25 protein-coding genes are annotated in these 26,003 nt (G+C 59.4%); 14 read left to right on the top strand and 11 right to left on the bottom strand.

The genetic code is table 11. The features are described 5' to 3' along the window. Window positions 1–243 precede the first annotated feature (243 nt). Window positions 244–2,232 (top strand): cupredoxin domain-containing protein, encoded by a 1,989-nt coding sequence (locus ACQUQF_RS11260; RefSeq protein ID WP_435178789.1) that lies wholly within the window; start codon window positions 244–246, stop codon window positions 2,230–2,232. 66 nt (window positions 2,233–2,298) lie between these two features. Next, on the top strand, window positions 2,299–2,808 hold the full coding sequence (locus ACQUQF_RS11255; RefSeq protein ID WP_435178787.1) for a cupin domain-containing protein: 510 nt from the start codon (window positions 2,299–2,301) through the stop codon (window positions 2,806–2,808). Window positions 2,809–3,273: 465 nt separating this feature from the next. Here the strand turns inward: ACQUQF_RS11255 and ACQUQF_RS11250 are convergent, their stop codons facing one another. From ACQUQF_RS11250 to ACQUQF_RS11240, 3 genes are all read right to left on the bottom strand, one after another. Then, window positions 3,274–3,480 carry a hypothetical protein gene (locus tag ACQUQF_RS11250; protein WP_435178785.1) on the bottom strand — a complete coding sequence of 69 codons (207 nt, stop codon included), beginning with the start codon at window positions 3,478–3,480 and terminating at the stop codon, window positions 3,274–3,276. Window positions 3,481–3,657: 177 nt separating this feature from the next. Further along, window positions 3,658–5,529: a glycoside hydrolase family 15 protein gene (locus tag ACQUQF_RS11245; protein ID WP_435178783.1), complete on the bottom strand. Its 1,872-nt coding sequence runs from the start codon at window positions 5,527–5,529 to the stop codon at window positions 3,658–3,660. 4 nt (window positions 5,530–5,533) lie between these two features. Next, window positions 5,534–6,904 (bottom strand): dihydrolipoyl dehydrogenase, encoded by a 1,371-nt coding sequence (locus tag ACQUQF_RS11240; protein ID WP_435178781.1) that lies wholly within the window; start codon window positions 6,902–6,904, stop codon window positions 5,534–5,536. Window positions 6,905–7,013: 109 nt separating this feature from the next. On the opposite strand from ACQUQF_RS11240, the gene ACQUQF_RS11235 reads away from it, so the two are divergent. From ACQUQF_RS11235 to ACQUQF_RS11225, 3 genes are all read left to right on the top strand, one after another. Continuing rightward, window positions 7,014–7,112, top strand: coding sequence for a C2H2-type zinc finger protein (locus ACQUQF_RS11235; RefSeq protein ID WP_254270522.1), 99 nt, complete (start codon window positions 7,014–7,016; stop codon window positions 7,110–7,112). A 158-nt stretch (window positions 7,113–7,270) separates the two neighbouring features. Next, window positions 7,271–7,417: a hypothetical protein gene (locus ACQUQF_RS11230; RefSeq protein ID WP_435178779.1), complete on the top strand. Its 147-nt coding sequence runs from the start codon at window positions 7,271–7,273 to the stop codon at window positions 7,415–7,417. Between the two features lie 24 nt (window positions 7,418–7,441). Continuing rightward, a complete protein-coding gene (locus tag ACQUQF_RS11225) occupies window positions 7,442–7,705 on the top strand; it encodes a hypothetical protein (protein ID WP_435178777.1) in 264 nt (87 codons plus the stop codon). A gap of 156 nt (window positions 7,706–7,861) precedes the next feature. Here the strand turns inward: ACQUQF_RS11225 and ACQUQF_RS11220 are convergent, their stop codons facing one another. The 3 genes from ACQUQF_RS11220 to ACQUQF_RS11210 all read right to left on the bottom strand — a co-directional run bounded on the left by ACQUQF_RS11220 (window position 7,862) and on the right by ACQUQF_RS11210 (window position 12,111). Then, window positions 7,862–9,604, bottom strand: coding sequence for a pyrroloquinoline quinone-dependent dehydrogenase (locus ACQUQF_RS11220; protein WP_435178775.1), 1,743 nt, complete (start codon window positions 9,602–9,604; stop codon window positions 7,862–7,864). Next, entirely contained in the window at window positions 9,601–10,548 is a 948-nt protein-coding gene (locus tag ACQUQF_RS11215; protein WP_435178773.1) for a hypothetical protein, read from the bottom strand. The genes ACQUQF_RS11220 and ACQUQF_RS11215 overlap by 4 nt, the downstream gene beginning before the upstream one ends. Before the next feature lie 126 nt (window positions 10,549–10,674). Continuing rightward, complete coding sequence (locus tag ACQUQF_RS11210; RefSeq protein ID WP_435178771.1) at window positions 10,675–12,111, bottom strand: FAD-dependent oxidoreductase; 1,437 nt, start codon at window positions 12,109–12,111, stop codon at window positions 10,675–10,677. A gap of 467 nt (window positions 12,112–12,578) precedes the next feature. Here ACQUQF_RS11210 and ACQUQF_RS11205 point away from each other — a divergent pair, with 467 nt between their 5' ends. From ACQUQF_RS11205 to ACQUQF_RS11185, 5 genes are all read left to right on the top strand, one after another. After that, a complete protein-coding gene (locus ACQUQF_RS11205) occupies window positions 12,579–13,742 on the top strand; it encodes a YeeE/YedE family protein (protein WP_435178769.1) in 1,164 nt (387 codons plus the stop codon). A 42-nt stretch (window positions 13,743–13,784) separates the two neighbouring features. Next, window positions 13,785–14,084 carry a sulfurtransferase TusA family protein gene (locus ACQUQF_RS11200; protein WP_435178768.1) on the top strand — a complete coding sequence of 100 codons (300 nt, stop codon included), beginning with the start codon at window positions 13,785–13,787 and terminating at the stop codon, window positions 14,082–14,084. Continuing rightward, window positions 14,081–14,413 (top strand): rhodanese-like domain-containing protein, encoded by a 333-nt coding sequence (locus tag ACQUQF_RS11195; RefSeq protein ID WP_435178766.1) that lies wholly within the window; start codon window positions 14,081–14,083, stop codon window positions 14,411–14,413. Before ACQUQF_RS11200 ends, ACQUQF_RS11195 begins: the two co-directional genes overlap by 4 nt. 276 nt (window positions 14,414–14,689) lie before the next feature. Beyond that, window positions 14,690–15,496 (top strand): hypothetical protein, encoded by an 807-nt coding sequence (locus ACQUQF_RS11190; RefSeq protein WP_435178764.1) that lies wholly within the window; start codon window positions 14,690–14,692, stop codon window positions 15,494–15,496. A gap of 263 nt (window positions 15,497–15,759) precedes the next feature. Next, window positions 15,760–16,317: a helix-turn-helix domain-containing protein gene (locus ACQUQF_RS11185; protein WP_435178762.1), complete on the top strand. Its 558-nt coding sequence runs from the start codon at window positions 15,760–15,762 to the stop codon at window positions 16,315–16,317. A gap of 317 nt (window positions 16,318–16,634) precedes the next feature. On the opposite strand, the gene ACQUQF_RS11180 is transcribed toward ACQUQF_RS11185, so the two are convergent. The 3 genes from ACQUQF_RS11180 to ACQUQF_RS11170 form a co-directional block, all read right to left on the bottom strand. Next, a complete protein-coding gene (locus tag ACQUQF_RS11180) occupies window positions 16,635–18,074 on the bottom strand; it encodes an FAD-dependent oxidoreductase (RefSeq protein ID WP_435178760.1) in 1,440 nt (479 codons plus the stop codon). 88 nt (window positions 18,075–18,162) lie between these two features. After that, window positions 18,163–18,591, bottom strand: a complete 429-nt coding sequence (locus ACQUQF_RS11175) for a hypothetical protein (protein WP_435178758.1) — start codon at window positions 18,589–18,591, stop codon at window positions 18,163–18,165. Window positions 18,592–18,801: 210 nt separating this feature from the next. Then, window positions 18,802–19,419, bottom strand: coding sequence for a carboxymuconolactone decarboxylase family protein (locus ACQUQF_RS11170; protein ID WP_435178756.1), 618 nt, complete (start codon window positions 19,417–19,419; stop codon window positions 18,802–18,804). 468 nt (window positions 19,420–19,887) lie between these two features. Between ACQUQF_RS11170 and ACQUQF_RS11165 the strand changes: the two genes are divergently transcribed. The 3 genes from ACQUQF_RS11165 (at window position 19,888) to ACQUQF_RS11155 (ending at window position 22,259) form a co-directional block, all read left to right on the top strand. Next, window positions 19,888–21,318 (top strand): dihydrolipoyl dehydrogenase, encoded by a 1,431-nt coding sequence (locus tag ACQUQF_RS11165; RefSeq protein WP_435179526.1) that lies wholly within the window; start codon window positions 19,888–19,890, stop codon window positions 21,316–21,318. 159 nt (window positions 21,319–21,477) lie between these two features. Next, complete coding sequence (locus tag ACQUQF_RS11160; protein ID WP_435178754.1) at window positions 21,478–21,783, top strand: putative quinol monooxygenase; 306 nt, start codon at window positions 21,478–21,480, stop codon at window positions 21,781–21,783. 119 nt (window positions 21,784–21,902) lie between these two features. Continuing rightward, complete coding sequence (locus tag ACQUQF_RS11155) at window positions 21,903–22,259, top strand: DsrE family protein (protein ID WP_435178752.1); 357 nt, start codon at window positions 21,903–21,905, stop codon at window positions 22,257–22,259. A gap of 16 nt (window positions 22,260–22,275) precedes the next feature. On the opposite strand, the gene ACQUQF_RS11150 is transcribed toward ACQUQF_RS11155, so the two are convergent. Together ACQUQF_RS11150 and ACQUQF_RS11145 are read right to left on the bottom strand one after the other, a co-directional pair. Then, complete coding sequence (locus tag ACQUQF_RS11150; protein ID WP_435178750.1) at window positions 22,276–23,223, bottom strand: DUF3179 domain-containing protein; 948 nt, start codon at window positions 23,221–23,223, stop codon at window positions 22,276–22,278. A gap of 31 nt (window positions 23,224–23,254) precedes the next feature. Continuing rightward, a complete protein-coding gene (locus ACQUQF_RS11145) occupies window positions 23,255–23,776 on the bottom strand; it encodes an ArsR family transcriptional regulator (RefSeq protein ID WP_435178748.1) in 522 nt (173 codons plus the stop codon). A gap of 468 nt (window positions 23,777–24,244) precedes the next feature. Here ACQUQF_RS11145 and ACQUQF_RS11140 point away from each other — a divergent pair, with 468 nt between their 5' ends. Continuing rightward, window positions 24,245–25,924 (top strand): right-handed parallel beta-helix repeat-containing protein, encoded by a 1,680-nt coding sequence (locus ACQUQF_RS11140; protein ID WP_435178746.1) that lies wholly within the window; start codon window positions 24,245–24,247, stop codon window positions 25,922–25,924. The last annotated feature ends 79 nt before the right edge of the window (window positions 25,925–26,003 follow it).

The raw sequence follows: 26,003 nt of genomic DNA, 5'->3' as shown, positions 1-26,003 counted from the left end.
CTGTACCCGCCGGTAGACACTACGAGAGGAGTACGGTGCCGATTACTAGAAACCGTATGTGATTGCGGACAACGTGGGTTGGGAAAAAGCGACCCCGGTCGTGTTTTGTTGTGCACATCCGCGTGTGCTTTATTGACGGAGATATGGTGGAGTATACCCGGTTGAAACGGTCACACTGCTTTCCTCGATGTGGTTTGGGGCGGTGTACCCGGGCGAGACCAGCTATGGCCGACAACAAGAACCATGAATTACGGAAACTCATCGTACGAGAAAAGGCATTCAGTTCCGCGTCGAGCATTTTTGAAGACGGCAGCGGGGGTAGCAGGAATCGGTGCTATCGGCGGCGTCGGGAACGCACAGCCGCAGACATACCGACTCGGAGGAGAGGTAGGGGGGTGGCAGGGCCGCGAGCCGGCGACTATAGAGGGGCAGACCAATCCGACATTGACATTCCAACCCGGAACTGAGTACGAGGTCATCTGGGAGAACCTTGACGGAGCGCCCCACAACTTCACTATCAAAGATGCGAACGGGAACAACATCGTAAGTACGGAAACGATGTCCAACCAGGGAGAGACCCGGTCGCTTACGTTCACCGCATCCGAGGAGATGACCCAGTACATCTGTACGGTCCATCCCTCCACCATGGTGGGCGAAATCCAAACTGGGAGTGGGACCACGCAAACGACGCAAGCATCACAACAGGCGGCCTACGATTGGCAGGAAGCAACGTGGGACTCCTACTGGTACTCGCTGTACAACATGAACACCACCATCGCGGTGAGCGGCGTGGGCGTCCTCTTCCCGCACAACGAACAGCAACAGCAGATGTTCACGCACCGACTGGAGGGGATATTGAAGAACGCCGACGTCAAGCGGCCGCCGATAAAGAACCCGAACCTGAACGTGGCTCCGTTCACTGAGGGTGACCCACATTTCACCCAGAAGCCCGTCGCGCCGTTTAGTGCTGACGTCGAGCGCATCAACGCAAGTACGATGGCGTGGGATCAGTCGGAGATGTCGGGCGTGGTGAGTCCGGCGTCGGTGGCGTGGACTCACCTCAAGGGGGTGACGTGGGCGAAGAATTTCCAGGCGCACTTCGACGTACTGCCCTCGGATATGGCGCCGAAGTTCCGGTCGCAACTGTTGGCGACGGTGGCACAACTGTCGATAAAAACGACGCTCGTCGACGGAGGTCCAGACGGCAACGGCGCGCTCACGAAAGGCGATGACAGTCTCCTGCTCGTTTCCGGGTTCAATCCGAAGCAGGGCGAGGTCGTCGACGATACCGCGCGACCGAACCAGCACGCCGCGATGCTGTGGTTCCTCTCGGACATGACCAGCCTCGCCAACGGCGGCTGGTACGGCTACGTCAACCCCGAACCCCTCATCCCGGCACAGAAGATCCAGCAACTTACCGATGGCATGTCGAAGACGACGATGAACGCGTTTCCGCCCGAAAAAATACTGGAGATGGGAACGACCCGCGACCTCGGTGTGATGCTCGGTGCGGTCGGCTGGTACGGCACCCACGCCGGGAGCGAACAACTCCGATCACGAGCGACGGAATACGCGAACGCCCTCGCGAACACGGTCGAAGATAACCTCGCTGACGATGGGATGCTTCAGGCCGGATCGAAGAATCAGGCTGCAACCCAGGGCGTAGTCGGGCAGGGCCTGCTTTGGGCGTCACAGCTATCGAACGTGAACTACGAGGAGATGGCCCGTTCTATCTTGACGTACCTGCTCGAGGACCTCTGGGACGACGACGCCGGGACGTTCGCGGACGGTACAGATGACGGGACCTACACCATCACTGCGCGGGACGCCGGGGACATAACCGGCGGTGTCAACGCAGCAGACGCCGTGCTCGACATCGAGGGTGCTCAGGAGAAATATGCGAGCTTCTACAACCAGACGTTCAACCGCGGGCGGCTCCAGCGCGCCGAGCGCCCGCCATCGCGAAGCGAGGACGCCGAGTTCACCCTGCCGCTCCCGCAGAACGCCGGCGGAGAATTCGGACAGGCCGCGGTGTACAACACCGAAGTCACCTACGATACCAACGCTGATGAGTGGTCAGTGTCCAACGACCGATTCACCACGGCTCAGGCACTCTATACTGCGAACCAGGATATTTGGATTAGCCAGTGGAGTGGCGATTTCTTCGAGGGACGAGGTGTTCCCGGAACGAACGACTCGCCGTCGGGCAATCAACAGACGACCACCAAATAGCATCAACTTCCGGATACTTGTTCACTTACCCTATCTTCTTTTAACCACACTCGTATCACGGTGTGTATGGAGAAAGTCGCTATCGACGATGTGGAGAACTCACTCCAACCTGCGGCGGTAATGCGCCACCTGACGGAACCGCTGGGACTGGCTGACTTCGCGATGAACTACTACGAGCTCGAACCCGGAGACAGCTTCGCGTTCGCGTATCACCGACACGAAGTGCAGGAAGAGGTGTTCTACGTCCAGTCGGGGACCGCGACCTTCCAAACAGAAGCGGGTGAGATTGAGGTTAGTTCTGGCGAGATTGTTCGGTTTGCGCCCGGGGAGTTCCAGCGAGGGTGGAACCGGGGAGACGAACAGGTGATCGCGCTCGCGTTCGGGGCTCCGTTGAAGTACGGCGAACAGGTGAAGCTCCGCGAATGTCCCACCTGTGGGGAGGCTACTGACAATGAGATAGAACGACGGTCGGCCGCCGACGCTTCTGGTGGAGAAGTCGCAGTCACGATTTGCAAGAACTGTGGGACGGAAACAGGTAAATGGACGAAGGGGTCCATGTCTGGCGAAGTACCGTAGTCGAATCATCGAAACGAGTCCTCTAAGTCACGGCCGGCTACACGACTGACACCGACGGCATCGGCCTTGGACTGACGTTCGTCGGGCAGTTGGCCGCGACCTACGAATGGGATGTGTCGATTACGGAGAGCGCGGCGGGCGGCGCACGGTTCGAGTTTCGAGACGTCAAATGCATTCCCGAGTACTGATGCTCTGACGACGACCTGTCGGCGATGAGACTGTAGGCCAAGCGTCAGAACCCGTTTTCTGAATCTAGCCTCCTATACCGGACGACGAGTATCGAGTTAGCTTATGAGGGAAGTACAGTACACTGTATTCAGACGGCTTCTCAACTCGACCACCGCTTACAACAAGATCACTCACCAATAGCACGATTGGCCGTACCTCTCTTACAAGACGGTGGTCGGATATCGCCGTAGTAAGGTATTGAGGGCCATATTGGCGATGTGTTATGGCTCTCGAAATTTATTCGGGAGACCACTCGCACGCTTCGCCCGCAGTCAGGTTGTTTTCATCGATGTGTGTCGACAGACAGGCGTAATTGCAGAAAAAGAGGGGTGAACCGCAGTCGTCAGTGCAGTCGCGGACGCAAACGGGGTCGTGGTCGAAGATACGTGAGCCACAGTACGCGCAGGTCTCGTCCGCGTTCGGTTTCGTGACGGTTGTGGACATACTCGTAGTACGGGTACACCCGAAGAAAGCGTTTCGTCCGCGGATATTTCGGACTCTTTTCGAGGAGGGTAGACGTGCCAGATATTTTCAGTAAGGCAAACAGACCGAATTTAGATGGTGCTTCTATCGGGGCTATCTTACTGCACGAATATCTTCGGCGTGTCAATCAGCCTTGCTCTATCCCGAGCCTCCGAGGGAGTGGCCGTCCCCGAGCCGAATCCCCATGGGCTCTGTGGCGGACTCGCCACTGTCCTTCGCATGGGCCAGATACAGCGCACTGTTGATGAGACCGATATGGGAGAATCCCTGCGGAAAGTTACCGAGGTGGGCACCAGTCTCGGAATCAATTTCCTCGGCGAGTAGCCCGACGTGATTGACGGCCCCGGTGAGCGTCGTGAACACGTCTTCGGCCTTCTCGACGCGACCGGATAGCGCGAGGGCATCGACTAGCCAGAACGAACACCAGAGGAACGCCCCTTCCTCGCCCGGGAGACCGTCCTCGCCGTCGTAGCGTCTGACGAGACCGTCATCGGACGTCAACCGGGCCTGTATCGCGTCAATAGTGTTCTGCACGCGGTCGTCGTCGACAGGGAGAAAGCCGACGATGGGGATGAGGAGACCCGTCGCGTCGATGGTATCTTCGTCTTCGAACGCCTGAAGGAAGTACCCCGCTTCTTCGTCGTATCCCTCCTCCAAGACGGTCGACTTGATTCGATGGCGGACGTCGCGCCATCGGTCAGTCGGCGCGTCGAATCCGTTCTCCGCCGTCATGGCGATGCCGCGGTCGAGTGCGACCCAGCACATCACCTTCGAGAAGACGAAGTGTTTCGGGCCGTCGCGGACCTCCCAGATACCGGCGTCTTTCTCCTCCCAGACGTCGCAGACGTAGTCGACGATGCCTCGCAGGGCCTCCCAATCGTCCTCGGAAAAGATATCTGCGAACCGGGCGGTTTCGGAAATCGCGAGTAACAATTCCCCATACGTGTCGAGCTGGCGCTGTTCGACGGCTCCGTTTCCGATACGGACCGGCTTCGACCCCCGATAGCCGTCGAGGTGGTCGAGTTCCTCCTCGGGAAGTTCGGTCTCGCCGTGGAGGCCGTATAGTGGTTGCATCTCGGCGGGTTCGTTGGCGTGACACCGTTCGAGGAACCAGTTGATGTAGCGCATCGCCTCGTAGGTGTGGCCGAGATTGACCAGCGCTTGTACCGTGAATGCCGCATCTCGAATCCAGTTATACCGGTAGTCCCAGTTGCGGACGCCGCCGATGTCCTCCGGTAGCGATGTCGTCGGCGCGGCACAAATACCGCCCGTGCCGTCGTGGGTGAGAAGCTTGAGCGTGAGTCCAGACCGAACTGCGAGATCGTGCCACGCCCCTTCGAAGATACACTCCGTGATATCGCAAGTGTGCACCCAGTCGTGCCAGAACGCGACGGTATTCTCCAGCACCTGTTCGGACGGGGCGTAATTTCCGTCGGTGTCTGGATTGAACCTCGCGACAAGCCAGTGGGCGTCTGCGGGGGTGAGCGTTGTTGTTACTCTCGCTTCGGCATCTGCCACGTGGAAGTCCAGCGACGTAGAGACTACTAATCGGTCACCGGTCTTCTCAGAAGTAGCGACGATATCTCCGTCTCGAACGGTTATCGTCGGTTTTGCCCGACCGTAATCGAATCGCGGCTGGAATGCCACTTCTATGGGTACCGTCCCTTTCCGTCCTTCTACTTTCCGGTAGATGGCACGTTCACCATCTGCGCCGACATCACCCTTAGTAGGAACCATGAAGTCCGTAAGCTGGACTTCTCCGCTTGGGGTGGTGAACACTGTTTGCAAAATATTCGTACGGTCGATGTAGGACTGTTCGGCGTCGAACTCCGCTTCAGGAGCCACCGTGAAGTGGCCGCCTCGTTCGGCGTCAAGGATACTGGCGAAGACCGATGGCGATTCGACACCGGGGAAGGGACACCAGTCGACGGTTCCCTCGCGACTGACGAGCGCGCACGTCTGGAGATCACCGATAAGACCGTGTGCCTCGATGGGAGGATACTCGCTCATACGCTCACTCAGAGACGTTTTCGAACGCACCCTCGACGACCTCGCTCAGTGCTGGGTGGATGTGTATCGTATCCTTGATGTCGGCGACTGTTCCACTGCCGGCGGTTACCGCAACTGCCACCTCGTGGACGAGTGTCGATGCGTCGGGACCGAGGACGTGACACCCGAGTATCTCGCCGTCGTCGGAGTCAGCAAGCACCTTCACGAAGCCGTCCTCGTCCTTTAGCGCCATTCCCATAGCGACCTCACCGTACTCTTTGCGACCGGTCACATAGTCGCGGCCCTCCTCTTCGAGTTCCTGCTCTGTCTGGCCTAATGACGCAACTTCAGGTGAACTGAAGATGGCGTGGCCGTTGCCGGTATAATCGATGGCCTGTCGCTGGTCTCGGATGGCATTCCGGAAGACGACCTGTGCTTCGTGATTCGCGGTGTGTCGAAATAGTGGGTCTCCAATGGCATCCCCGAATGCCCAGACGTTCTCGGCCGAGGTTTCGAGGTACTCGTTCGTCTCGACGAATCCCCGATCGTCGATTTCGATGCCGCCAGCTTCCACGTTCGTGACGTCCGTGTTCGGAACGCGACCCGTGGCGACGAGCAACTCGTCGCCAGTCACGGAGACTTCGTCGCCGTCATCCGACTCCGCACGGACGGTGATCTCGCTCTCGTCCTCCTCAGCGGCCGTCGCCTCGTGGCTCGTATAGACGTTATACCGTTCAGCGAATAGGTCGGTGAACGTCTCACTGACGTCTGTATTCTCGTCAGAGATTAGCTGGTCACTCCGTCCAATGATAGTCACCTCCGCCCCCATTGCGCCGTAGAAATAGCCGAGTTCCGCGGCCACATATCCACCCCCGACGACCACGAGATGATTCGGTCGTTCGTCGAGTCGAAGCGCTTCATCGCTCGTGATGTACTCGACCTCGTCAATTCCATCGATGGAAGACGGAATCATCGGACGAGCGCCGACAGCAACGATCACCTTCTCGGCGGTGATTCGCTCACCATCGACTTCGAGTGTCCGCTTGTCGACGAACCGCCCCTCCGCTTTATACAACGTGAAGCCGTCGATATTCCGCAAGTTCTCTTCGATGCGTTCAGCCTTCTCCTCGAAGGGACGGTTGCTCTCGTCGATGATACGGTCGAAGTCTATCCCCTGTACGTTGGCGTCGATACCGAATTCATTAGAACCGTGTATCTGTTCGACGATGTCGGCCCGGTGGAGCAGCGTCTTCGACGGGTCACAACCGCGAGTCAGACACGCCCCGCCCAACGGTCCCTTCTCGACGAGCCCCACGTCCAATCCCCGACGCGATGCGGCCATAGCGAGATTATTCCCAGCGCCACCACCGATCACTAACAAGTCATGAGTCGTCATATTCCCCCGACGGCTTACGGTAAATCTGGATAAAAATGTGCGCCGTATGTTCGACCGGCTTGCACACTAGCACCAGCGTTTTAGGGAACTATGTGGTACACGGTTTCGCATGGCAGACGAATACGAGTGCGACATGTGCGGCGCAACGTTCGACGATCAAGAGGAACTCGAGGAACACGCACGCGAGGAACACGGAAAGGAAATGTGAGTCTGTAACTGGACGTGATGGTGGTGACCTACTTCGGCGTGTCGCTAGTCGAGATCGCCCAGAGAAGGCCCAGGTAGGTCATCGGGGCTTGCCCGAACAGATAGAGGACGAATCGGTGTACTCAACAAAGGATGTTCTTGGCCGGAATTTTGGATTCGATGGGAATCACGCGATACCTCTTCGTCTCGCTCGGTGTACCGGGGCTGTTCGCCGTTGCGTTCCTCGAATCCTTCCTCCTCCCCATTCCGCCTGATCTTGCACTTATTCCGCTGGTCATGGCTAATCCGGAGTTCGCGCTTCTATAGGCCTTCACCGCCACAGCGGAGTCGGTGGCCGCAGGGCTCATCGGTTTCGCCGTTGGTAGGAAGGGCGGTCGGCCTGCGCTCGAGACCCGGTTCGCTTGCGAACGCGTCGAGCGCGCAGAGAGGTACTTCGAACGCTACGCGTCGGTGGCGATCGGTGTTGGGGCGTTCGCCACTATTCCTGAAGGATACGAACTCCTGTCGATCGCGTCGGGCGTCCTCGGTCTCGACTTCCAGCTCGTTTCGCGTGAAACTGCCCATGAGAACCGGTCCGCGTTGAGTCCTCGCTGACCGAGTACGGGGAATCACTAGAGTCCATTATCAGAGAAATTCGGGGCTAGGGGTGGAGTGGTTAGGACCTCCGCAAGAAAAGGAGAGGTCAACAGCGTTATCGACCGAATATCTATTCGGCGTATTCCGGTTAGCTATCTTCTTATCAAAGTATCATTACTGTCCTCCGTAGTCGAGCGCGTAGGTTTGGAGGTAATCGTTCGCGAACACCGAGACGTACACCTTGCCCACCTCGCTGTCCTCCCAGACCACCGGACTAGGCAAGATACGCTGGCCGGTCTTTGCCTCCCAGAGTTTCTCACCGTTCGTCGCGTCGAGCGCGATCAGTTGGCCCGACGACGAAGCGTGGAAGACGACGTTCCCGCCGGTCGCGGTCGTCCCGCCCGTGAACATCTTGACCATCGGGAGCTTCGAGTTCACGTCGTCCAGTTCGTGCTTCCAGACTACGTCGCCGGACTGCGGGTCGACCGCGGCGACGTGGGCGCTGTGACCGTTATGCCGGAGCTTCTGGTAGCCGCCGCCGACCAGCGACCCCTTCTTCTTGGCGTCGTAACTCCAGTTCTTGGCACGCCAGATGTCGTTGGCGGCGTTGTTCCCGCCGAGGTAGTGCAGGCCTGTGACCGGACTGTACGAGTCCGGCGGCCACTCGGTCGCCCCGGAGAAGCCCGGCCACGCCTCACCCTTGTTCTCCTTGGTGAGCGGTGGCAGCGAGAGGAACGCGTCGGCCCACATGTGGTCCTGCTTGGCCCACGGCTCCGACCGCGTGAGCAATCGACCCGACTCGGCGTCGATGACGTACGACCACCCGGTCTTGTGGTCGGCCATCACCACTCGCCGCGTCTCGCCGTCGACCTCCATGTCGAAGAGATACGGCGTGTTGTGAGCGTCGTAGTCCCACACGTCGGCCGGCAGAATCTGGTGTTCCCACTTTAGCTCACCCGAGTTGATGTCGAGCGCGATTATCGAGTCCGTGTACTTGTTCGGACCGGGACGCGCGGCAGGGAAGAACCACGGCGTCGGGTTCGCAATCGACCAGAACACCGTTTCGGTCTCGGGGTCGACGGTGGCGGTGAGCCACGGCGCGCCGCTGCCGTACTGCCAGGAGTTCTCGACCCACTGCTCTTCGGGGACGGTCTTTTTCTGCCAGACCGGCTCGCCGGTCTTGGCGTCGAGCGCAGACATCACGCAGTAGCCGCCGAAGTCCCCGCTCTGGCCGATGAATATCTTGTTATCGTAGACCACCGGCGCCTGCGTGACCGACACCTGATTCGGCTTCTCCAGCACGTTCTTCTGCTCGTCGGTGAAGTACTCCTTGCGCCAGAGTTTCTCGCCGGTGTAGCGGTCGAGTGCCAGCACCGTGACGTCCGGTAGCGCGACGTACACCCGGTTCTCGTAGACGGCCGCCCCCCGGTGCCAACCGAAGATGCCGCCTGGGTTGTCCGGGAACGCGGGCTGGTGGACCCAGTACTCGTCGCCCGTGCGAGCGTTGACCGCGTGGACGGTGCCGTCGCCCTCGGTGAAATACAGCACCGGCGGATTGGTCGGCACGATGATCGGGTTCGAGCGCGGCTCCTTGGGCTTGAAGAAGTAGCCCTCTTTGTCCTTGCCGGGTTCGGTTTCGGGAATTCGCCACGCCTCTTCGAGTTGGTCGACGTTCTCGGGCGTTATCTCCTCCGTCGGCGCGAAGCCGGTTTCTTCGAGACCCTTGTTCCACGTCAGCCACGACTCCGCGCTATTGACGTCCTCGCCGAGCAGTTCGTCGTCGACCGCGAGCTTCGGGATGTCCTCGACCTGTTCGGACTGGACGTGTTTCTGTTCGCGGGGAAAGTCGTAATCGAGTCGCTCGTGCTGTTCCTCGGGCGAACCGCTCTCCTCGACGTTGATGTCTTCGAAGCTCATAGTGAGTCACCTCCGGGCAGCGCGATGTCCTCGTGAGTTCTGTCCGCCCGCTTCTCCTCGGTGAGCCAGTACGCATCCTCCCGCAGCAGGTTCTGCGCGACGGCCTGAAGGGCGTATCCGGAGGAGAGCACTCCGGCCAGTTCGTCGTCGGCGAACGTCTCGGACTGCTCTGCGATGTGGCGTGCACCTTCGGTCACGAGCTGGATACCGGCGGCCATCGCTCGGGCGTCCCAGGTCGCGTCGGCGAGTATGTCGTCGGTCAACAGGAGCGCCTTCTGCCAGAGGTGATGGTCCAGGTCCTCCAACCAGAGAAGAGCACCGCCCGTGGCCGCCTTCGTCATCGGCGGGACCTCTTCGGCGAACTGCACGTCCCCGCGTTTGAGTTTGTCCGTGGTGACCCAGTGGCGGTCGCCGATGCGCTCGCGATGGCTTGCAACCGTCGCCAACAAATCAACCTGTTCCTGCTTAGAGAAGCCGAGTTCCTCGAGGTTTGCCACGGAATCTGTCGCGACAAACCGCCGAACGCTCTCTTCGATGTACGCCGGGGTGAACTCCGGCAAGTTCTCTGAGGTACTCTCGAAGAAACCTACGTCGACGAGGTGATCGTATGCGGGCTGAACCGCCTCAGCGAGGGGCGTGAATTCTTCGCGAGGTTCGGTCACGTCGGTCGGGAGGCCGCGGTCAACCACCGCGGGCAAGTCTGACGCAGTCACTGCGAGATTTCTCTGAACCTGAGTGAGGAGATCGGCGTTGACGCTGCCAGCCAAATCGTCCCGTATTGCTTCCCCGACCGACGCCAACTCGTTCGATTGTTGTCCTGTGACTGCTTCACGCACGTCGTCGATGGATGCGCTTCCCACGGCGACGGTTCCCCCTACGCCGAGCATCCGTAAGAATTCCCGGCGCTCCTTCTCGGAAATCGGCCGGCTGTTATGCTGTACCATGCACCGGGATTAATCATGTTGTTGGACCTAAGTAGAGCGCGACCGTGCATGCTTTTCCAGACTCGGGAAACATTCAAACCAAATTCTCTTAAAGACCCTACGCTGTCTCGGATTTTCTGCACGTAATCACGACTGTCGAACCGAGACATCTCTGCGCTGCAAGTCCTCCTGGGCCGGTCCGTCGAAAACCGCTCCCTCGACAGTATACCGAGAGCCATCACAGGGACAGTCCCAGCTTTCACCTGCCGCATTCCACGTCAGCGTACAGCCGCTGTACGTACAGGTCCCCGAGACCGCATGCCAGTCACCCTCGTCGTTTCGATAGAGACCGAGCGTCTCACCGTCGATTTTCACGACTTTCCCTTCGCCAGGCGGCAAGTACGGAGCCGTCTCTCCGTCACGGAGGTTTCGATGGCCTGTCAGGAACTGTTTTATCATGTTCGTCCCCGCCTTCGGCAACCGCTTCATCGATTTCATCGGCGGTACTCGGTTCGGGTCGTAGAGTTGCTCCCACTTGTTTTCCCGACCGCCTATCAAATCAGCGAGGAGCAGTCCGGCGACGGTGCCGTGTGTCATGCCCCACGCGCTGAATCCGGTGACGACGTAGACGCTCTCGGAGAACGGCGAGATGGTGCCGATGTACGGCACCCGGTCCATCGTCATGTAGTCCTGCGCGGACCACCGATAGGTGATTTCCTCGACCGGGAAGTTCGACGTGGCGAACGACTCGATCTTCCGGGTGAGGTCCATCGTGTCACCGCCGAGGCCTGTCGGATGTTTCCGCCCTTCGACCAGCAACATCGTGCCGTCGTCGGTCGGTATCGGCCGGAACGAGTGGCTCTGAGAGCCGGCACTGTAGTATAGATCCTCCGGCGGTTCACCGTCTGTATTTGCGGTGATGATGTGTTCTTGGCCCGGGAGCGTCCGCATCGAGTACAACAACCGCTTGTAGAACGGGTAGTGGGTCGCCACCACGACGTCGTCGGCAACGACCCGCCCGGAATCCGTCTGAAGTCGATGTGGTGACCCTGTTTGGATATCTGTTACCCGAGTGTCCTCGTAGACTTGCCCGCCGCGTTGTTCAAACGAGTTCAACAGAGAAAGCAGGTACTTACGTGGGTGGAAGTGCGCCTGACCGTCGTACCGGATCGCCGCCGTCGCGTCCACGGGAGCCGGTACATCTGTCACGAACGACGCGTCGAGGCCGAGCCGCTGGGCCGCATCGACCTCCTTCTCGACCTTCTTCCGCTTCTCTGCCGAGGGAACGTAGGTGTACGCAGATGCCCGGGTGAAGTGACAGTCGATGTTCTGCTCGTCGACACGAGTTGCCATCTCGTCGAGGGCGGTATTGTTGGCGTCGGCGTACAGTCGTGCCTTCTCCTCGCCGAACGTGTTGATAAGGTAGTCGTAGATCAGGCCGTGAGCGACGGTCACCTTGGCGGTCGTGTGGCCGGTCGTCTGACGTGCAACCTGGTTTGCTTCCAGTAGAACGACGTCATGGCCCTCTTCGGCAAGGAATGTCGCGGTAGAGATACCGGCGATGCCAGCGCCGACGACTGCCACGTCGGCTTCAGTACGCTCCGTTAGACGTGGATACGATGATTGATTCGTCGAATCGACCCAGTACGACATCGCGTGGTCGGGAAGCGGTAATTCAGAACCCCCTTGCCTCATATTCCGTACCTCGTTGCCTAGCCATTAGTGACTGGTTGCCAATCTCGACTTATTCTTATATTTATGGCCAGATGAGGGTAGAAGCACTCCGAAGGTAGCCATACAATGCTGTTTGCAGACAGACCGGCGAAAGAGAACAGTTCTGTCAATTCTCTTATTTACCACGGCCAAGTCAGGCTGGTAAATATTGTGGGCACCTATGTCGCCACAGCGTACACGACAACCCCGTTATACTCTAAAATCTCGGGAATAACATGCCCTTGGCCGAATAATCGAGACAGACGACCGTCATAGCCGTCGGCAGCACCAGTACACGGAGTGACCGACTAAAGGCTGAAGTACGTCCGTCGTAATGAATGGTGTCCCAATTACTCATCGCAGCCGTCGTCGGAATCGGCCTCGGAGTATTTCTCCAGAAAGGCCGATTCTGCTTCGTGCACGCGTTCCGCGATCTATTCGCGTTCAAGGATTCGCGCGTGACGAAGGGTGTCCTCGCCGCGACGACGCTCACGATGTTGTTCTGGAGCATCGCGTACGAACTTGGCTACTACCAGGGGTTCTGGACCCCTGGCTGGGGCTTGACCGGCCTCATCGGGGGCTTCGTCTTCGGCGTCGGGATGACGTACGCCGGCGGCTGTGCTAGCGGCACCCTCTACCGGGCCGGACAGGGTTACCTGCACTTCTGGCTCACGTTGGCCGCCATGGGCGTCGGATACATCGTTTTCACGGTGCTGTTCCCAACGCTCCAGACGGTGTACTTCGAACCGCTGACGTTCGGCGAGGGCGTGTCGCTGTTCACGGTCTCGCCGGTCCCGGCACCGGTACTCGCGCTGCTCGTCACGCTCGGCGTCGTCGTCGTGTATTCGACGGTCGTCGGCCGTGAACGGCAGCAGGGTGCGGCCGACCAGGCCGTGGCGGCCGACGGTGGGTACCGGACGTCTGCGCCGGTCGCAGGGTTCCAGTCTCTTGTCCATGGGACTAAACAGTACATCCGTGGGTTCCGGGAGATCGACGACTGGGTCGCCGCGTCGAAGCAGCCGTGGAACCCGATTACCGCTGCGCTCGGCATCACCGTCCTCGCAGTCCTGTGGTTCACGCAGGTCTCCATCGTCGGTGTCACCGGGCCCGAGGCTCGCTGGACCGGCTACCTGCTCGAACAGGTGGGCTTCGATAGCGGTTCGTACGCCTATTGGGGCTCGGTGCTGTTCAAGGGCGAGGGCGTCCGGCTGACCGTAGACATGGTGATGATCACGGCAGTTATCGTCGGGGCTTTCATCGCCGCCTTCTGGAGCGGCGACTTCTCGATCCGCGTCCCCAAGCGCAAGCGCATCCCCAACGCCGTCGGGGGCGGGTTCCTGATGGGTGCCGGGTCGCGCCTTGCTCCCGGGTGTAACATCGGGAACATCTACTCCGGCCTTGCGGAACTGTCGGTCCACTCGTTCATCGCGACGATCGGCATCGTCGCCGGGGTGTACGTGATGACCCACTGGATCTACCGCGACGTCGGCTGTGCCGTGTAACGAATCGAACGACAAACAACCAATCCAAACACAACGACAATCATGAGCGGACCATCGCTAGACGACGTGACGGACAGCCCGGATGAACTGGACGACGAAACGGCCGAAGAGTTGGTCGAAGAGGCCGCGGAGGTACAGGACATGACCGGTGAAGTCTGTCCGTATCCCCAGGTCGAGGCCAAAAAGGCGATACAACAGTTGGACGAGGGAGAGTTACTCGTCCAAGAGACCGACCACGTCCCGTCCACTGAGAACGTTCCGCGAGCGGTCGATGACGCGGCCGACGCAAGGGTGTGGCGTAGCGGAAACGGCCTCTACCGAATCTACCTCTGGAAGCAATGACCGTCACAGAGATCGACCCCGAAGATGTCGACCCGGAAGCCGCCGACGTCATCGACATCAGAGACGCGGACGACTACGAAGAGGGGCACATCCCCGCTGCGGAGAACATTCCGTTAGACGACCTCGAGGACGTCGTCGATGAGCGAGAGTGGGCTGACGAGGTCGTGGTCGCCTGTTACGTCGGCCAGACGTCTCAGCAGGCGGCACGTCTCATCGACGCCTACGCCGACGATGCGACGGTCGCGAGCATGGCCGGCGGGTACGAAAATTGGGATGGGTCGCTCCAGCTACCCGAGAGTCGAGCGCAGTCCCTCGCTGACGACGATTGAGTTCTCAAGATAACTGTGTGCTCCCTCTAAACGTTGACCAGGTGGAGCAGTTGTACCCCGGATTTTCGGCAGTGTAGTGGCTGGTCGGTACGTATTCCGACGTATGGCTTGTCCGACTGTCAGACGAAGCCATCCGATATGGAGAGTTCTGTCGAATCGGGGTCAAATAAGCGAATTCGACGGAGTCGGCGTTACGAGCCGAGGGAATGGTTTCTCTTCGGGGGAAGCCGATTAATCGTTTCAGGGGTTTTACTGGTCGGCATATTACTGCTGCTAGTGGGTCTGGAATCTGTAGGAGCCACCCCTATTCGGGGCCGCAACCAACTACCGTTGCTGTTCAGCGCATTTATTGGTGGGAACCTCACGCTGATTACGGTCGTACTTTCGATAAACCAGCTCGTTCTCTCGAGACAACTTGAGGCACCGGGAACGTTGCGGAGACAGTTACAGGATATGGCGGAATTCCGGGATGACGCGGCAGAAGTCTCCGATCGACAGGTGATGCCACCGCTCCCACCGGATTTCATGCACCAACTCCGTCAGACCGCACAACGACAGGCAAAAACGCTGGAGAAGCGCAGACCTTCACAGGTCGACCTGCAATCTCAATCCGAGCTACGAGACTTCGTAGCGAAGCTCAACAAGGATTTTGAGGAGATATCTTCACTTCTAGAACAGCCAGGGGTTCATCCGTTCCATGCTCTAACGGCGGTTCTTGATACCGATATTGGTCTCCGAATCCATCAGGCTCGGCGTCTCAAAGCGCTCTATCACGAGGAGTTCCCTGAGGAGGTCCGGGAGGAATTCGCGGAACTCATCACCGTCCTCGAGCTGATAGACGTCAGTCGGGACTATTTCAAGACGATATTCATGCAACGGGAACTCTCGTACCTTTCACGCGTACTGTTGTACGTCGGTTTCCCAGCCGAGCTCGTTGCGACAGTCATGTTCTTGGTATTCGATACGTCGACTGGGTCCGCCGCCTCGCCACTCCTGGCACCTGTGGTCGTTCCGGCTGCTATTTCGATCAGTTTTGCCCCCTCGCGGTATTGTTCTCGTTCGTTCTCCGTATCACGACGGTGACCGAGCGGACGGTTGCGATTGCGCCGTTCACGACGCCGGAGCAAGTACCGTGACTGTCCTACGTTAGAACCTCCGCGGCTAAGCTGGGCGTTGGAGCTACAATCTTTCGGCATTCTACGGTAAGGATTGCTAGCACCAATTGCGGTAATCGTCTTCTGCTTTATACGGTACTGATAGCGAGGAAGAGTGTCAGTCGTATCAGAGAGCCCATTAATAGCGGTATCAGCCAGAAGTGTGTAGTCGAACGACGTCGGGGAGTGCATATGGGGCTTACCGAACGAAACGTGGAGGTATACGAGTGTCCGTCCTGCGGGAGTCTTGAGCGTCATGAGGAGGGGACGTGCTGCGGCGAATCGCTAAGGCCTGTCGACACTACTATCCCATACGAACCCCCGGAGGTCGAGTCGGTCGTCAAGGAGGTATTCGACCTTTCGTCCACAGATTTGTCGATTTGTAGCGCGCTCATGTCTGAAGGGGAGGCGACGGTCAAGGAGCTTGCTGACCAGTTATCTCTGGATAGAAGCACCGTCTCTCGCCATCTCGACCATATGGTCCAAGTCGGTATCGTAACGAAGGAGCCGCGGATTCTCGAGGAAGGTGGACAGATCAACCTGTACGCTCCGGCTCCGATCGAGGAAATCCATCGTACGCTTCAGCTTGGCCTGTACGCCTGGCTTGATGATGCAGAGGACGTACTGTACGAATTACATCAAGAACGGCTCGAACGGATGGTTAAGGAAGCAGAGGTAGAAGAGACCGACAGAACAGATGTAGATGATGAAAGCCACTCCTTTATTTCCCGTTTGATATACCAGGGATAGCAACCCTACTGACTCCTGCTAGAACTGGTTTCTTACTTGGCGTATCGGTTTCGATCTTTCTCGGCCGAAGGTCCGGCCGTGTGTGAACTCGTTACTATAGCCAGCAAGTGGTCGCGAGTGTAGGAACGTCTCCAAGAAGATATCGAGAACACTGAATTGACTAGATTAGATGACGCCACGCACTTGGTGTTGGATGACCGTCTGGAAGCGTATCAGGAGGAATTGAGTTCGTTCCTTCTCGATACCGGGTGAGTCGCTACCGTCCCCAGCATCGGAGCGACCAGTGAGCAGGGGATTGTGGTAGAGTATCGCCTTACTCACTCCCTCGCTTTCGCGTTTGGGATATTGCCGTTCAGCACCTTAGCCGCCGTCAACACAGGGTCCCAGACCGGACTGAATGGGGGTGCGTATGCGAGGTCAAGTCGTTCTACTTCGTCTACTGTCATACCCGCTTCAAGTGCAGTTGCGAGGGTATCGATCCGTTTAGCGGCCCGATCCCGGCCGACTATACTACCACCGAGTAATCGACCTGTTTCCCTGTCGGCAGTCAACGTGACCGTCGTCTCGTCACCACCTGGATAGTACCCCGATCGCGACGATGCCGTAATCGTTTCAGAGACCGGATCGAACCCGGCCTCTCGTGCTTCGTTCTCGTTCACTAACCCCGTCCGGCCGCAGCCGAGGTCGAACGCTTTGACTACTGCCGTGCCTGCGACCGTTCCGACCGGTGTCGGATCGGCCGCGATCGTTTGACCGATAGCTCGCCCCGCGCGGTTCGCAGTTAATCCGAGTGGAACCCACGCAGACTCGTCGGTCACCACGTGATGCATTTCGGCACAATCGCCTGCGGCGAATATCTGATCGTAATTCGTTCGTCCGTACTTGTCAACAGCGATAGCGCCGGTTTCACCGAATTCGATTCCCGAGCCCCGGAGGAAGTCCGTGTTCGGACGAATGCCTACGCCGACAACTGCTGCGTCGACCGATTGCACCTGATTCCCGTATGCGATTCCCTCGAGGCTACTGCGGCCTCGCAGCTCGCTAACTTCTGTGCCAAGATGGAGCGTCACACCGCGGTCTTCGAGTTGGTTTGCCACGCGCTCACCGACGGCGTCCCCGAACGGCGGCAATACGTGCTCCGACCGTTGGAACAGGTGAACATCGAGGCCGTGAGCGGAGAACGCTTCCGCCATCTCCACGCCGACGTAGCCGCCACCGACGATGGCGACGGTCTCCGGTGGTTCTACGGATGCATACCGGTCGACGACATCCGTATCCACGTAGTCAACGCCGAAGTCATCAGACGGGGCCGCCCCGACGGGTTCGATATACGCTCGAAGTGCGGCCGCCGAATCGAGGCCGTGCATGGTGAACACGCCATCGAGGGATGCACCATCTAATGGAGCGGTGATAGCCCGCCCGCCCGTCGCGACAAGTAGTTCGCCATAGGGTTGGTCGAATCGGTCATCGGACGTTTCGACTGTGACCGTCTGGTCCTCTGGTGAGACGGCGACCACTTCGTGGCCTCGTCGTAAGTCGATTCCCCGATCTTCGATGTCGTTCGGCGTCAGTGAAAGCAACTCGGTGAGTGATTCGACCTCACCCTTGACGTAGTAGGGCATCCCGCAGTGCGCGTAGGACACCCAGCGGCCTTTCTCGAAGACGATGACGTTTCGGTCCGGGTCTTCACGCTTTAGTTTACTCGCGGCACTGAGTCCGGCAGCGTCTCCACCGATGATGACGAATGGGTTTGTCATAAGCGGCGCACCGCCATTCGTTGGTACAGAGTCGTTTTGCGTTCTATGAGCGAATTGGGCTCTGTCATGTGAATTTTCTTTCTCTTGTTCATGCGAGGATGTTGAGACCGGTCCACGCACCGAGGACTACACCGTACACGAGGTGGAAGAACAGGAACATGCCAACTATCTTCATCTCCGCATCGAGGTCGAGGACGATGTTCATCCAAAACACTGCTGCGCCGATGAAGAGAAGGACACCATATGCGAGTCCCCAGAGCAAGCCGCTTCCCAGACGGGCGACGCTCAGTCCGAAAATACCGACGCCGATTGTGAACACGCCACCGGCGATGATGCCGTAGAGCATGTGGAGAACCATTCCTTGCATCATATACTCGCCTGGGTCACCGTTTCCGACGTACTTTGACCAGAATAGTGCGGTCGGTGGCGGTGAATCACCTCCGAGCGTCATCATGAAAACCGTCATTATGATCGTTGCGACCAATCCGCCCACGAGTCCGCTGATGAGTGACACCATAGGTTACTCCTGGTAACTTGGTTTTCCCGGGTAAGTAATAAACGTAATCTGAGTATTTCGTTACTCCGTTAGTTCACGGTTACCCGCTTACCTTCAAGAGCAGATAGCTAGAATAGATGTAGCTGAGTCGCTGCAGATAGCTCTCACACTAACACCTGGCAAACGTTCTAACGTCAGAATAGGCGGCAGACTCAACGTCTTCGCAGGCCGTCAGATGTCGAACGTGAGTGCGAAGTTCGCGAACTTCGCGGCCGTGCCAGCGGTCGTCATCAACTCCACGATATCCGCGTCGGTGTATCCGAGATCCTTCAGTTCGTCTATCTCAGCCTGGGTTACGTCGGCAGGCTCCTGGACGCTTTTCACCCCGAATTCGATCGCTTTTCGTTCCTCGGCAGGCAGTTCGTCCTTCCGATTCTCGAAGTCTGCGGCGACACTGAACCGTTTGGAATCGATGTCTTCCAGCGCGGCACTCGTCGTGTGCCAGGCGATGCAAATCGATGCGCCACGTTCGTGGGCGACGACGGCGCCGAGTAATTCCTTGAACCCGCGACTTAGCTCCCCTTCCGAGAACACTTGGCCTTCCTCTGCCCACCAAATTTTGAACGTCTCTGGATGATGCGCGAGGACACCGGTGAACGTGAATCCCCAGTCCTCCTGGTTATCGTAGTTCTCAGGGATCTCGTCGTCTTCAAGGGCGCCGAGAATAGCCTCGGCCCGCTCCATATTCGCCTTGGCTGCTTCGGGAGCGTCTTCCAAAATCTCTTGGACGTGCTCGGGACTCGTCGGTTCGACGCGCGGTCCGGTTTCGTGTGGGTTTTCGATTGCCATCGTATGACACGGTATGCTAAGGACCTGTTTAGGTGAGACGTTCGGGGTGTCTTCGGCCGCGTCCGTTGACAACGAGACACGTACTACGAGAAGAATTCCTACGCAAAATCGGTTCACTACTGAATCTGAGTCGGTTCCGAAAAATCCTAAACCCCGGCAATTCTTTCCTCGGCGTCGATTACGTTATCGAGGACTACGAAATTGCCACTCTGAATGCAGTCCAAAACGGGATTCGAACCAAGAGACGATGAGTTCTACGCCGACGGGACGACATGGGATGGCGTAACCAGGGAAGGTGATGATGGGCGTCAACTCGAACGTCTGCCAGCTCGACGGTTGTTTGCGTTCGCGTGGCAGGACGCTCACGGGCTAGACACCTTCTATCAATACCCGATTCCTATCTCGAAGTACCGGCGAGGACGGGCGCGGCGAGAGCTTTCATCACTCCAGCGCGTCTCGGTTGAGAACATGGAGGAGTTCGACTTTCTCGTCATCGGGTCGGGATCGGGGTTGGACGTGGCGAACGTGGCGGCGAATCAGGGCCAGTCTGTGGCGGTGGTCGAAAAGGGGCGACTCGGCGGAACGTGTCTGAATCGTGGCTGTATTCCCTCGAAGATGCTCTTGTACCACGCAGACATCGTCGAAACCGTAGAGCAGGCGGAGGAGTTCGACATTTCGGCGGAAATTACTGACGTCGCCTTCGCGGATATCGTGCAGAAGGTCAACGAGGAGGTCCACGGCGACGCGGCGTCCATCCGCAACGGGTTAGAGTCGTCGTCCCAGCACGAATTGTTCGACGGCGAGGCCCGCTTCGTGGACGAGCGGACGGTGGAGGTCGAGGGCGGCGCGGACGACGGCGCTCGGCTCCGAGCGGATACGGTCCTCATCGCCGCCGGATCCCGACCGTGGACCGCACCCATCGAGGGCATCGAGGGAGTAAACTACCTCACCAGCAAGCAGGCGCTCCAATTGGAGGAACCGCCGGACCACCTGGTCATCGTCGGTGGCGGGTACATCGCGGCCGAACTAGGCCACTTCTTCGGGACGTTCGGCAGCGACGTGACCATCATCGGCCGCCGACCGCACTTGCTCCCGTCCGCCGACGAGGACGTTGCGGAGGCGTTCACCGACCGGTACGCCGAGCGGTTCGATGTCTACACGGGCTACGAGGCGATCACCGCGTCCGAATCCGGTGGGGAGGTCACGGTGGACGCGCGAGCGTACCCGCCGGACGAGCAGGAAGGAGAGCCTGTCGACTCGGTGAGCATCACGGGTGACGAACTGCTGGTCGCAACTGGCCGGACGCCGAACTCCGACACGCTGAACCTGAAGGCCGCAGGCGTGGAAACGGATGCCGACGGATTCGTCGAGACAGACGAGTATCTGCGGACGACCGCCGAGGGCGTCTGGGCACTCGGTGACATCGTCGGCGAGTACCTGCTGAAACACAACGCCAATCACGAGGCCCAGACGGTCGCACGGAACATCTTCGGTGACGAACTCCAGCCAATCGATTACACGGCGATGCCGTTCGCGGTGTTCGGGTCGCCCGAGGTCGCGGGCGTAGGCGCTCACGAGGAGGCACTACAAGCGGCGGACCGTGAGTACGCGACGAACACGTACCGCTTCGAGGATACCGCCCGCGGGGACGCGATGCACGCTGAGGGGTTCGTGAAGGTACTCATCGACTTAGAGGGTGAAATTCTGGGGTGTCACATCATCGGACCAGATGCGTCGACACTCATTCAAGAGGTCGTCGTCGCGATGAAAGCCGGGTCTGGGACTGTCCAAGATATCCGCGAGTCGGTACATATCCACCCTGCGTTGCCGGAAGTCGTCCAGCGGGCGTTCACTGGACAGTTCTCTCGCGGCGGTCGTAGTCACCACCATCATCACTAACAGTTAAACAGGCCGACCAGGAACCTACCCCGATTAAGGAAGGCTGCCATCAGAAGAGACGACTGCGAAGGAAGAAGAGCCAAATCCGCTCGCCACGTTGTAGACTCGGTGCACATCGGCCGAGCAACTTTACGTCTCCTTCCCGTTTGGTGTTGTGCGATGCTCGTTGTTCACGCGATATTTCCGATCGACCCCGACAGTCACGACGAAGCGCTCGACCTGATCACGTCGCTCGCCGAGCAGTCCCGCGACGAGGACGGCGTCATCGACTACCGAGTCGCGACGGACATCGACGATTCGAACGTGTTCCGATTCTTCGAGCAGTACGAAGATGAGGCGGCGTTCGAGGCGCACGCGGAGACGGACCACTTCCAGGAGTTCGAGGAGGCACTGCCGGACCTCCTCGCTGGCGAGCCGGAAGTGACGCAGTTCGACGTCGCGGATGCATCTACCGTCGAGCTGTAGACCGAATTTCACTCCGTTATCGTCAGCTCAGAGTATTACAGTAGGCAGCAAACGTAGTCGCGGCCGGAACAGCCGTGGTCACCCGGTTTTTACGTGTCACGGACTAACGTTTGCCCGTCATGGCAAAAGCAGCTATCATTATTCTGGCTGGAACCGAATCGCATGCAGGTCTGGGCCGTCTCGTGAACGGTCTCGAAGCTGCCAAGGAGTTCGCCGAGACGGAAGGCGACGACGTCGAACTCATCTTCGACGGCGCCGGAACACAGTGGGTTCCCGAACTGGAGGACGAGGACCACGACTACCACGACCTCTATCAGTCGGTCCGCGACGACATGGCGGTCTGCGATTACTGCGCCGGGGCGTTCGGCGTTGGCAATGCCGTCGAGGACGCTGGTGTCGTGACGCTGGACGAAAACGAAGGGCACCCGAGTATTCGCAACCTCGTCGACGACGACTACGAGATTATCACGTTCTAAGAACTGAATCGTCTCGTTACGGCGGGTAGAACGCGTTCGGGCCGTGGTCGTCCTGCCACGCGAACGCGAACAATCGTTTTGCGCGTACTCGTTCCAAACGCCGCCCGTCCTCCGAGCGACCTGTTGCGACGTCCCATGTCGTTCCGTCAGCTCTGAATGCTCCTCGCTCGGTATTCTCGAATCCGTAGCCCGGATTCCGAAATGCGTGGATTCCCTCACTAGACGCGAATACGACGACGTCAGTTCCACCGACAGCAGTCGTCACAACCCCTCCATTTTCTCGCACCCGTGGGAGCGGAAATCCGACTGCGTCACCATCGAGTTCGATACCGAGAACGACCGTTTTCGGATCGAGGTCGTCCCGACTCCACGTCCGGCTCTCGGAGCCACGGTGTGCGCCGAGTCCGAACCCGTCGCTCTGGAAGTAGTCTTCGTACGGTTGCGCGTCGTAGTCGATCGATTCTGGCTCGTCGGTTTCGCTTGCTGCTTCGCTCTTTGCATCAGTCGGTTGGAGGACAACTCCGTTCGGATAGCGCTCCTGGAAGGTCGCCCACGATACCATCGATGCGGGGGAGACGCTCAGCGTCGTCCCTTCGAGTTCTCCTGCGATGCATTCGCCGAGTGACTGCTTCCATTCTGACCCTGTCTCTCGGTCGTACATGACGAGATCGTCGTCAGCGAGTTTGCCAGACACGCCAAATGTGAGGATTTGATTACCTACCTTCCGCTCGTACACCACAGCGCTTCCGCAAAGCGGACACCACGTCACCGCAACGGGTTCGTCACCGAATTCGTCGTTAACGATCTCGTGGTAGTGGAGAATACGGACAGGATATGCACGAACGTCACCGTCCCGTTCTACCACAATCATCTCATCATCTGGTTCACCAAAATACTCCTCGGCGAACGTCGGCTCGTCGATACTCGGGATGGCGTCCTGTGGGATGACCTGTCGGACGTGCATTGGAGGCGGTTCGAACGGTAGGCTGAAAGCCCTACGTATCCCAGTAGATGTCGGTTTTTTCGCGTTCACTCTGATCGGCTCGGGCCAACGCCTTCACCTTCTCGCGGTTGATGTCTTCGACCAGTTCGAGTGCGTCGTCCATCCACGCGTGGAGTCCAACGGTTAGTCGCTGGCGGACCTCCTCGACGTCTACCGGTGTGAAGACGTGGACGTAGCCACCATCAGAGAGCAGGCGCTGACGTTTCTCTAGCAGGCCGAGGTCGGTCAAGTGGTTGAGTTGCCTGCTGACGGTACTTCGGTCCATATCGAGATGTTTGGCGAGGTCTCCCGCCGTCGATTCTCCTTCTTCCATGAGCTGGACGCAGATGTTCAGGCCCGTCTCGGAGATGCCGAACACGTCCCGAAGGACGTCGGCCAACTCCGGACTGTTAGCTGACTGCGCATCCGTGGACGTTAGTTTCTCCTCGTCAGTATCGGCTACTAGGTTAGCGACCGAGACGTTCCCACAGTGCTGGCATTTGTACACCTCGCCCTCCGTGTCAATTGTTCCCATGAGATGATATTGGCTACGGAGTACCAAGTTCGTTTGGTGAGTTCGGGGTAAGTGAATCTCCGAAAGTCACCGGCATCGGTACAGTAGCGTACTTAGAGATGCAGTGGTCCGTAGAGACACGGGCCTCGATACCCTCAACCGCTCGAATCGGAGAACGGTGTAAGAAGTTCCAACGGTAGGTCGGTATAACAGAGTGAGTTCCCATCCTGACCTACTGGAGTCATCTGCGTTACCACGGGCCAAGACGAAGATGAAACGCGACCGCTTCAACGGTCCCCTAATACCGAGACCCCGAGAACTGGAACCTGGCCCGAACCGAATTCAGAGCCACCTAGACCGGATTCCGACCGGTTCCGGCCACCTGCGCCGTCGGCCAAAGAGGCTACGACCGTCTCACCGGTTGGTAATCGCATGGAGGAGTTTCCGCGTCGGACGTTCTGCGCACTGTTGGCGGCGTCGGCGGGAACCGTGTCAGGGTGTTCGGAAACGAGCCCGAGGTCCGCGGCGGCGGCCGCTCCCCAGACCGGGGAGGGGAACGTCACCGTCGTCACGACCCGGGGGGAACTCGAATCGGCATTCGATGATCTCTCGGCAGGGGATACAGTACGAATCACGGACGAGAACGCACCGTACCGGACGACGCAATGGCTCGACATCGACGTCGACGGCGTGACCGTCGTGGGCCCGGGCGTCCAGACGCTCATCAAACCCGCGAACAGCGCCGACGTCGGCGGTTTCCGTATCGGCCACAACAGCCAGTGTTCGGAGATCGACATCCGCGGCATCGGGTATCACGGGAACCCGTCCGGACAGCCGCGGAAGGCCGAACGCCTCCACGGCATCGCCGTCCGCGACGCGTCGAACGTGTCGATCCAGCGGAGCTCCATCCGGCGGACGTACCCCGTCAAACACGGCAACGGCGGCAGCGGAATCAGCGTCGCGCAGAAGTGTACCGGCGTCAGGATCTTCAACAATCAGATCCACGAGTACGGCGACCGCGGCGTCCAGCTCGCCGGCAGACGTCACGTCGTCTTCGGGAACGTCGTCACGACGGGGCTCGACCGGCCCGTCGCCTGCGACCTCTGGCCGTCGGGGCGGCGGAGCGCCACCGCCCAGAGCGTCTCCGTCTTCGGGAACCTCCTGGGCGACAGCGTCCAGGGGAGCCTGGTCGGCATCGCCCGGAACACGGCCTCCTCCTCGGGGGAGGGGTACGTCGGCGTCTACGGCAACGTCGGCTTCGGCTCGCACAAGTCGTTCTGCCACGTTCGCGGCCCGAGCGCCATCAAGAACGTCAACATCCAGAACAACGTGAGCCTCCAGGAGACCGAGGACCTCAAGACGGACCAGACGACCCGGTTCGCGGCGGTCGCCGTCGACGTGGACCGGGTCAGGAACCTCGCCGTCAAGAACAACGAGTTCTACGACTACAGCGGTCACGGCATCCACGTCGACAGTACGGCTCGGGACGTGGCGATCCAGCAGAACACGCTCACCAGTGCCGGGCTCGCCGGAATCAGGTTCGTCGGCGGTGCGGACAGCCTCATCAGCGGGAACCAGATCGCGGAAACGGGGCGGGCCGGCGTCCGTCTCGACGGCGCGAGCAACACGGTCGTTCGCAACAACATGGTCCGGAACGCGGGGACGGCGGGGATCGTCGTCGGGGGGTCGGCGTCGCCGACCGGCAACGAGATCGCCGACAACTACGTCAAACACAACAACCGGCGGTCGTCGGAGCCGACCCCGTCGATCGCCGTCCGGGACGGCGGAGTACGGGTCCGCGGGAACAGCGTCCGCCAGAGCGGCGGCCCGGCGATCGCCGAGTCCGACGCCGTCGACGGGAACGTCTACGAGGGCAACTGGGCGGACGGCACGGCGCCGTGGCGGTTCGCGAGTCCGACGTCGCGCGTCCGGAACAACACCCCGCCGACGGGCGTTCACCGGGGCGTCTCTGCGAGCGCCGACGGCAAGCAGGTCGCGGTGGAGTTCGACCGACCGTACGCGCGGCCCCCGAAACTCGACTTCGGACGGGCGAACGGGGGCGTCGAGGACGTCTCGTACGAGACGGACGCGGACGGGAACTTCGTCGGCGCGACGGTAACGATCGGCCGGAAAGGCGGCACGCTCGACGTGTTCACGAGCGTGCCGTGACGCACGCCCCGTCCGTCGGTACCACTCCCGCAGTCCCCACCGAGGCGACACGTCCCGTAGATTGCGGGTGGCTACCAGC

This window comes from Halorussus sp. AFM4 (genome assembly GCF_051194995.1).
In the GTDB taxonomy this organism is placed as follows: Archaea; Halobacteriota; Halobacteria; order Halobacteriales; family Haladaptataceae; genus Halorussus.
This window is presented reverse-complemented; position numbering and strand designations above follow the sequence as displayed.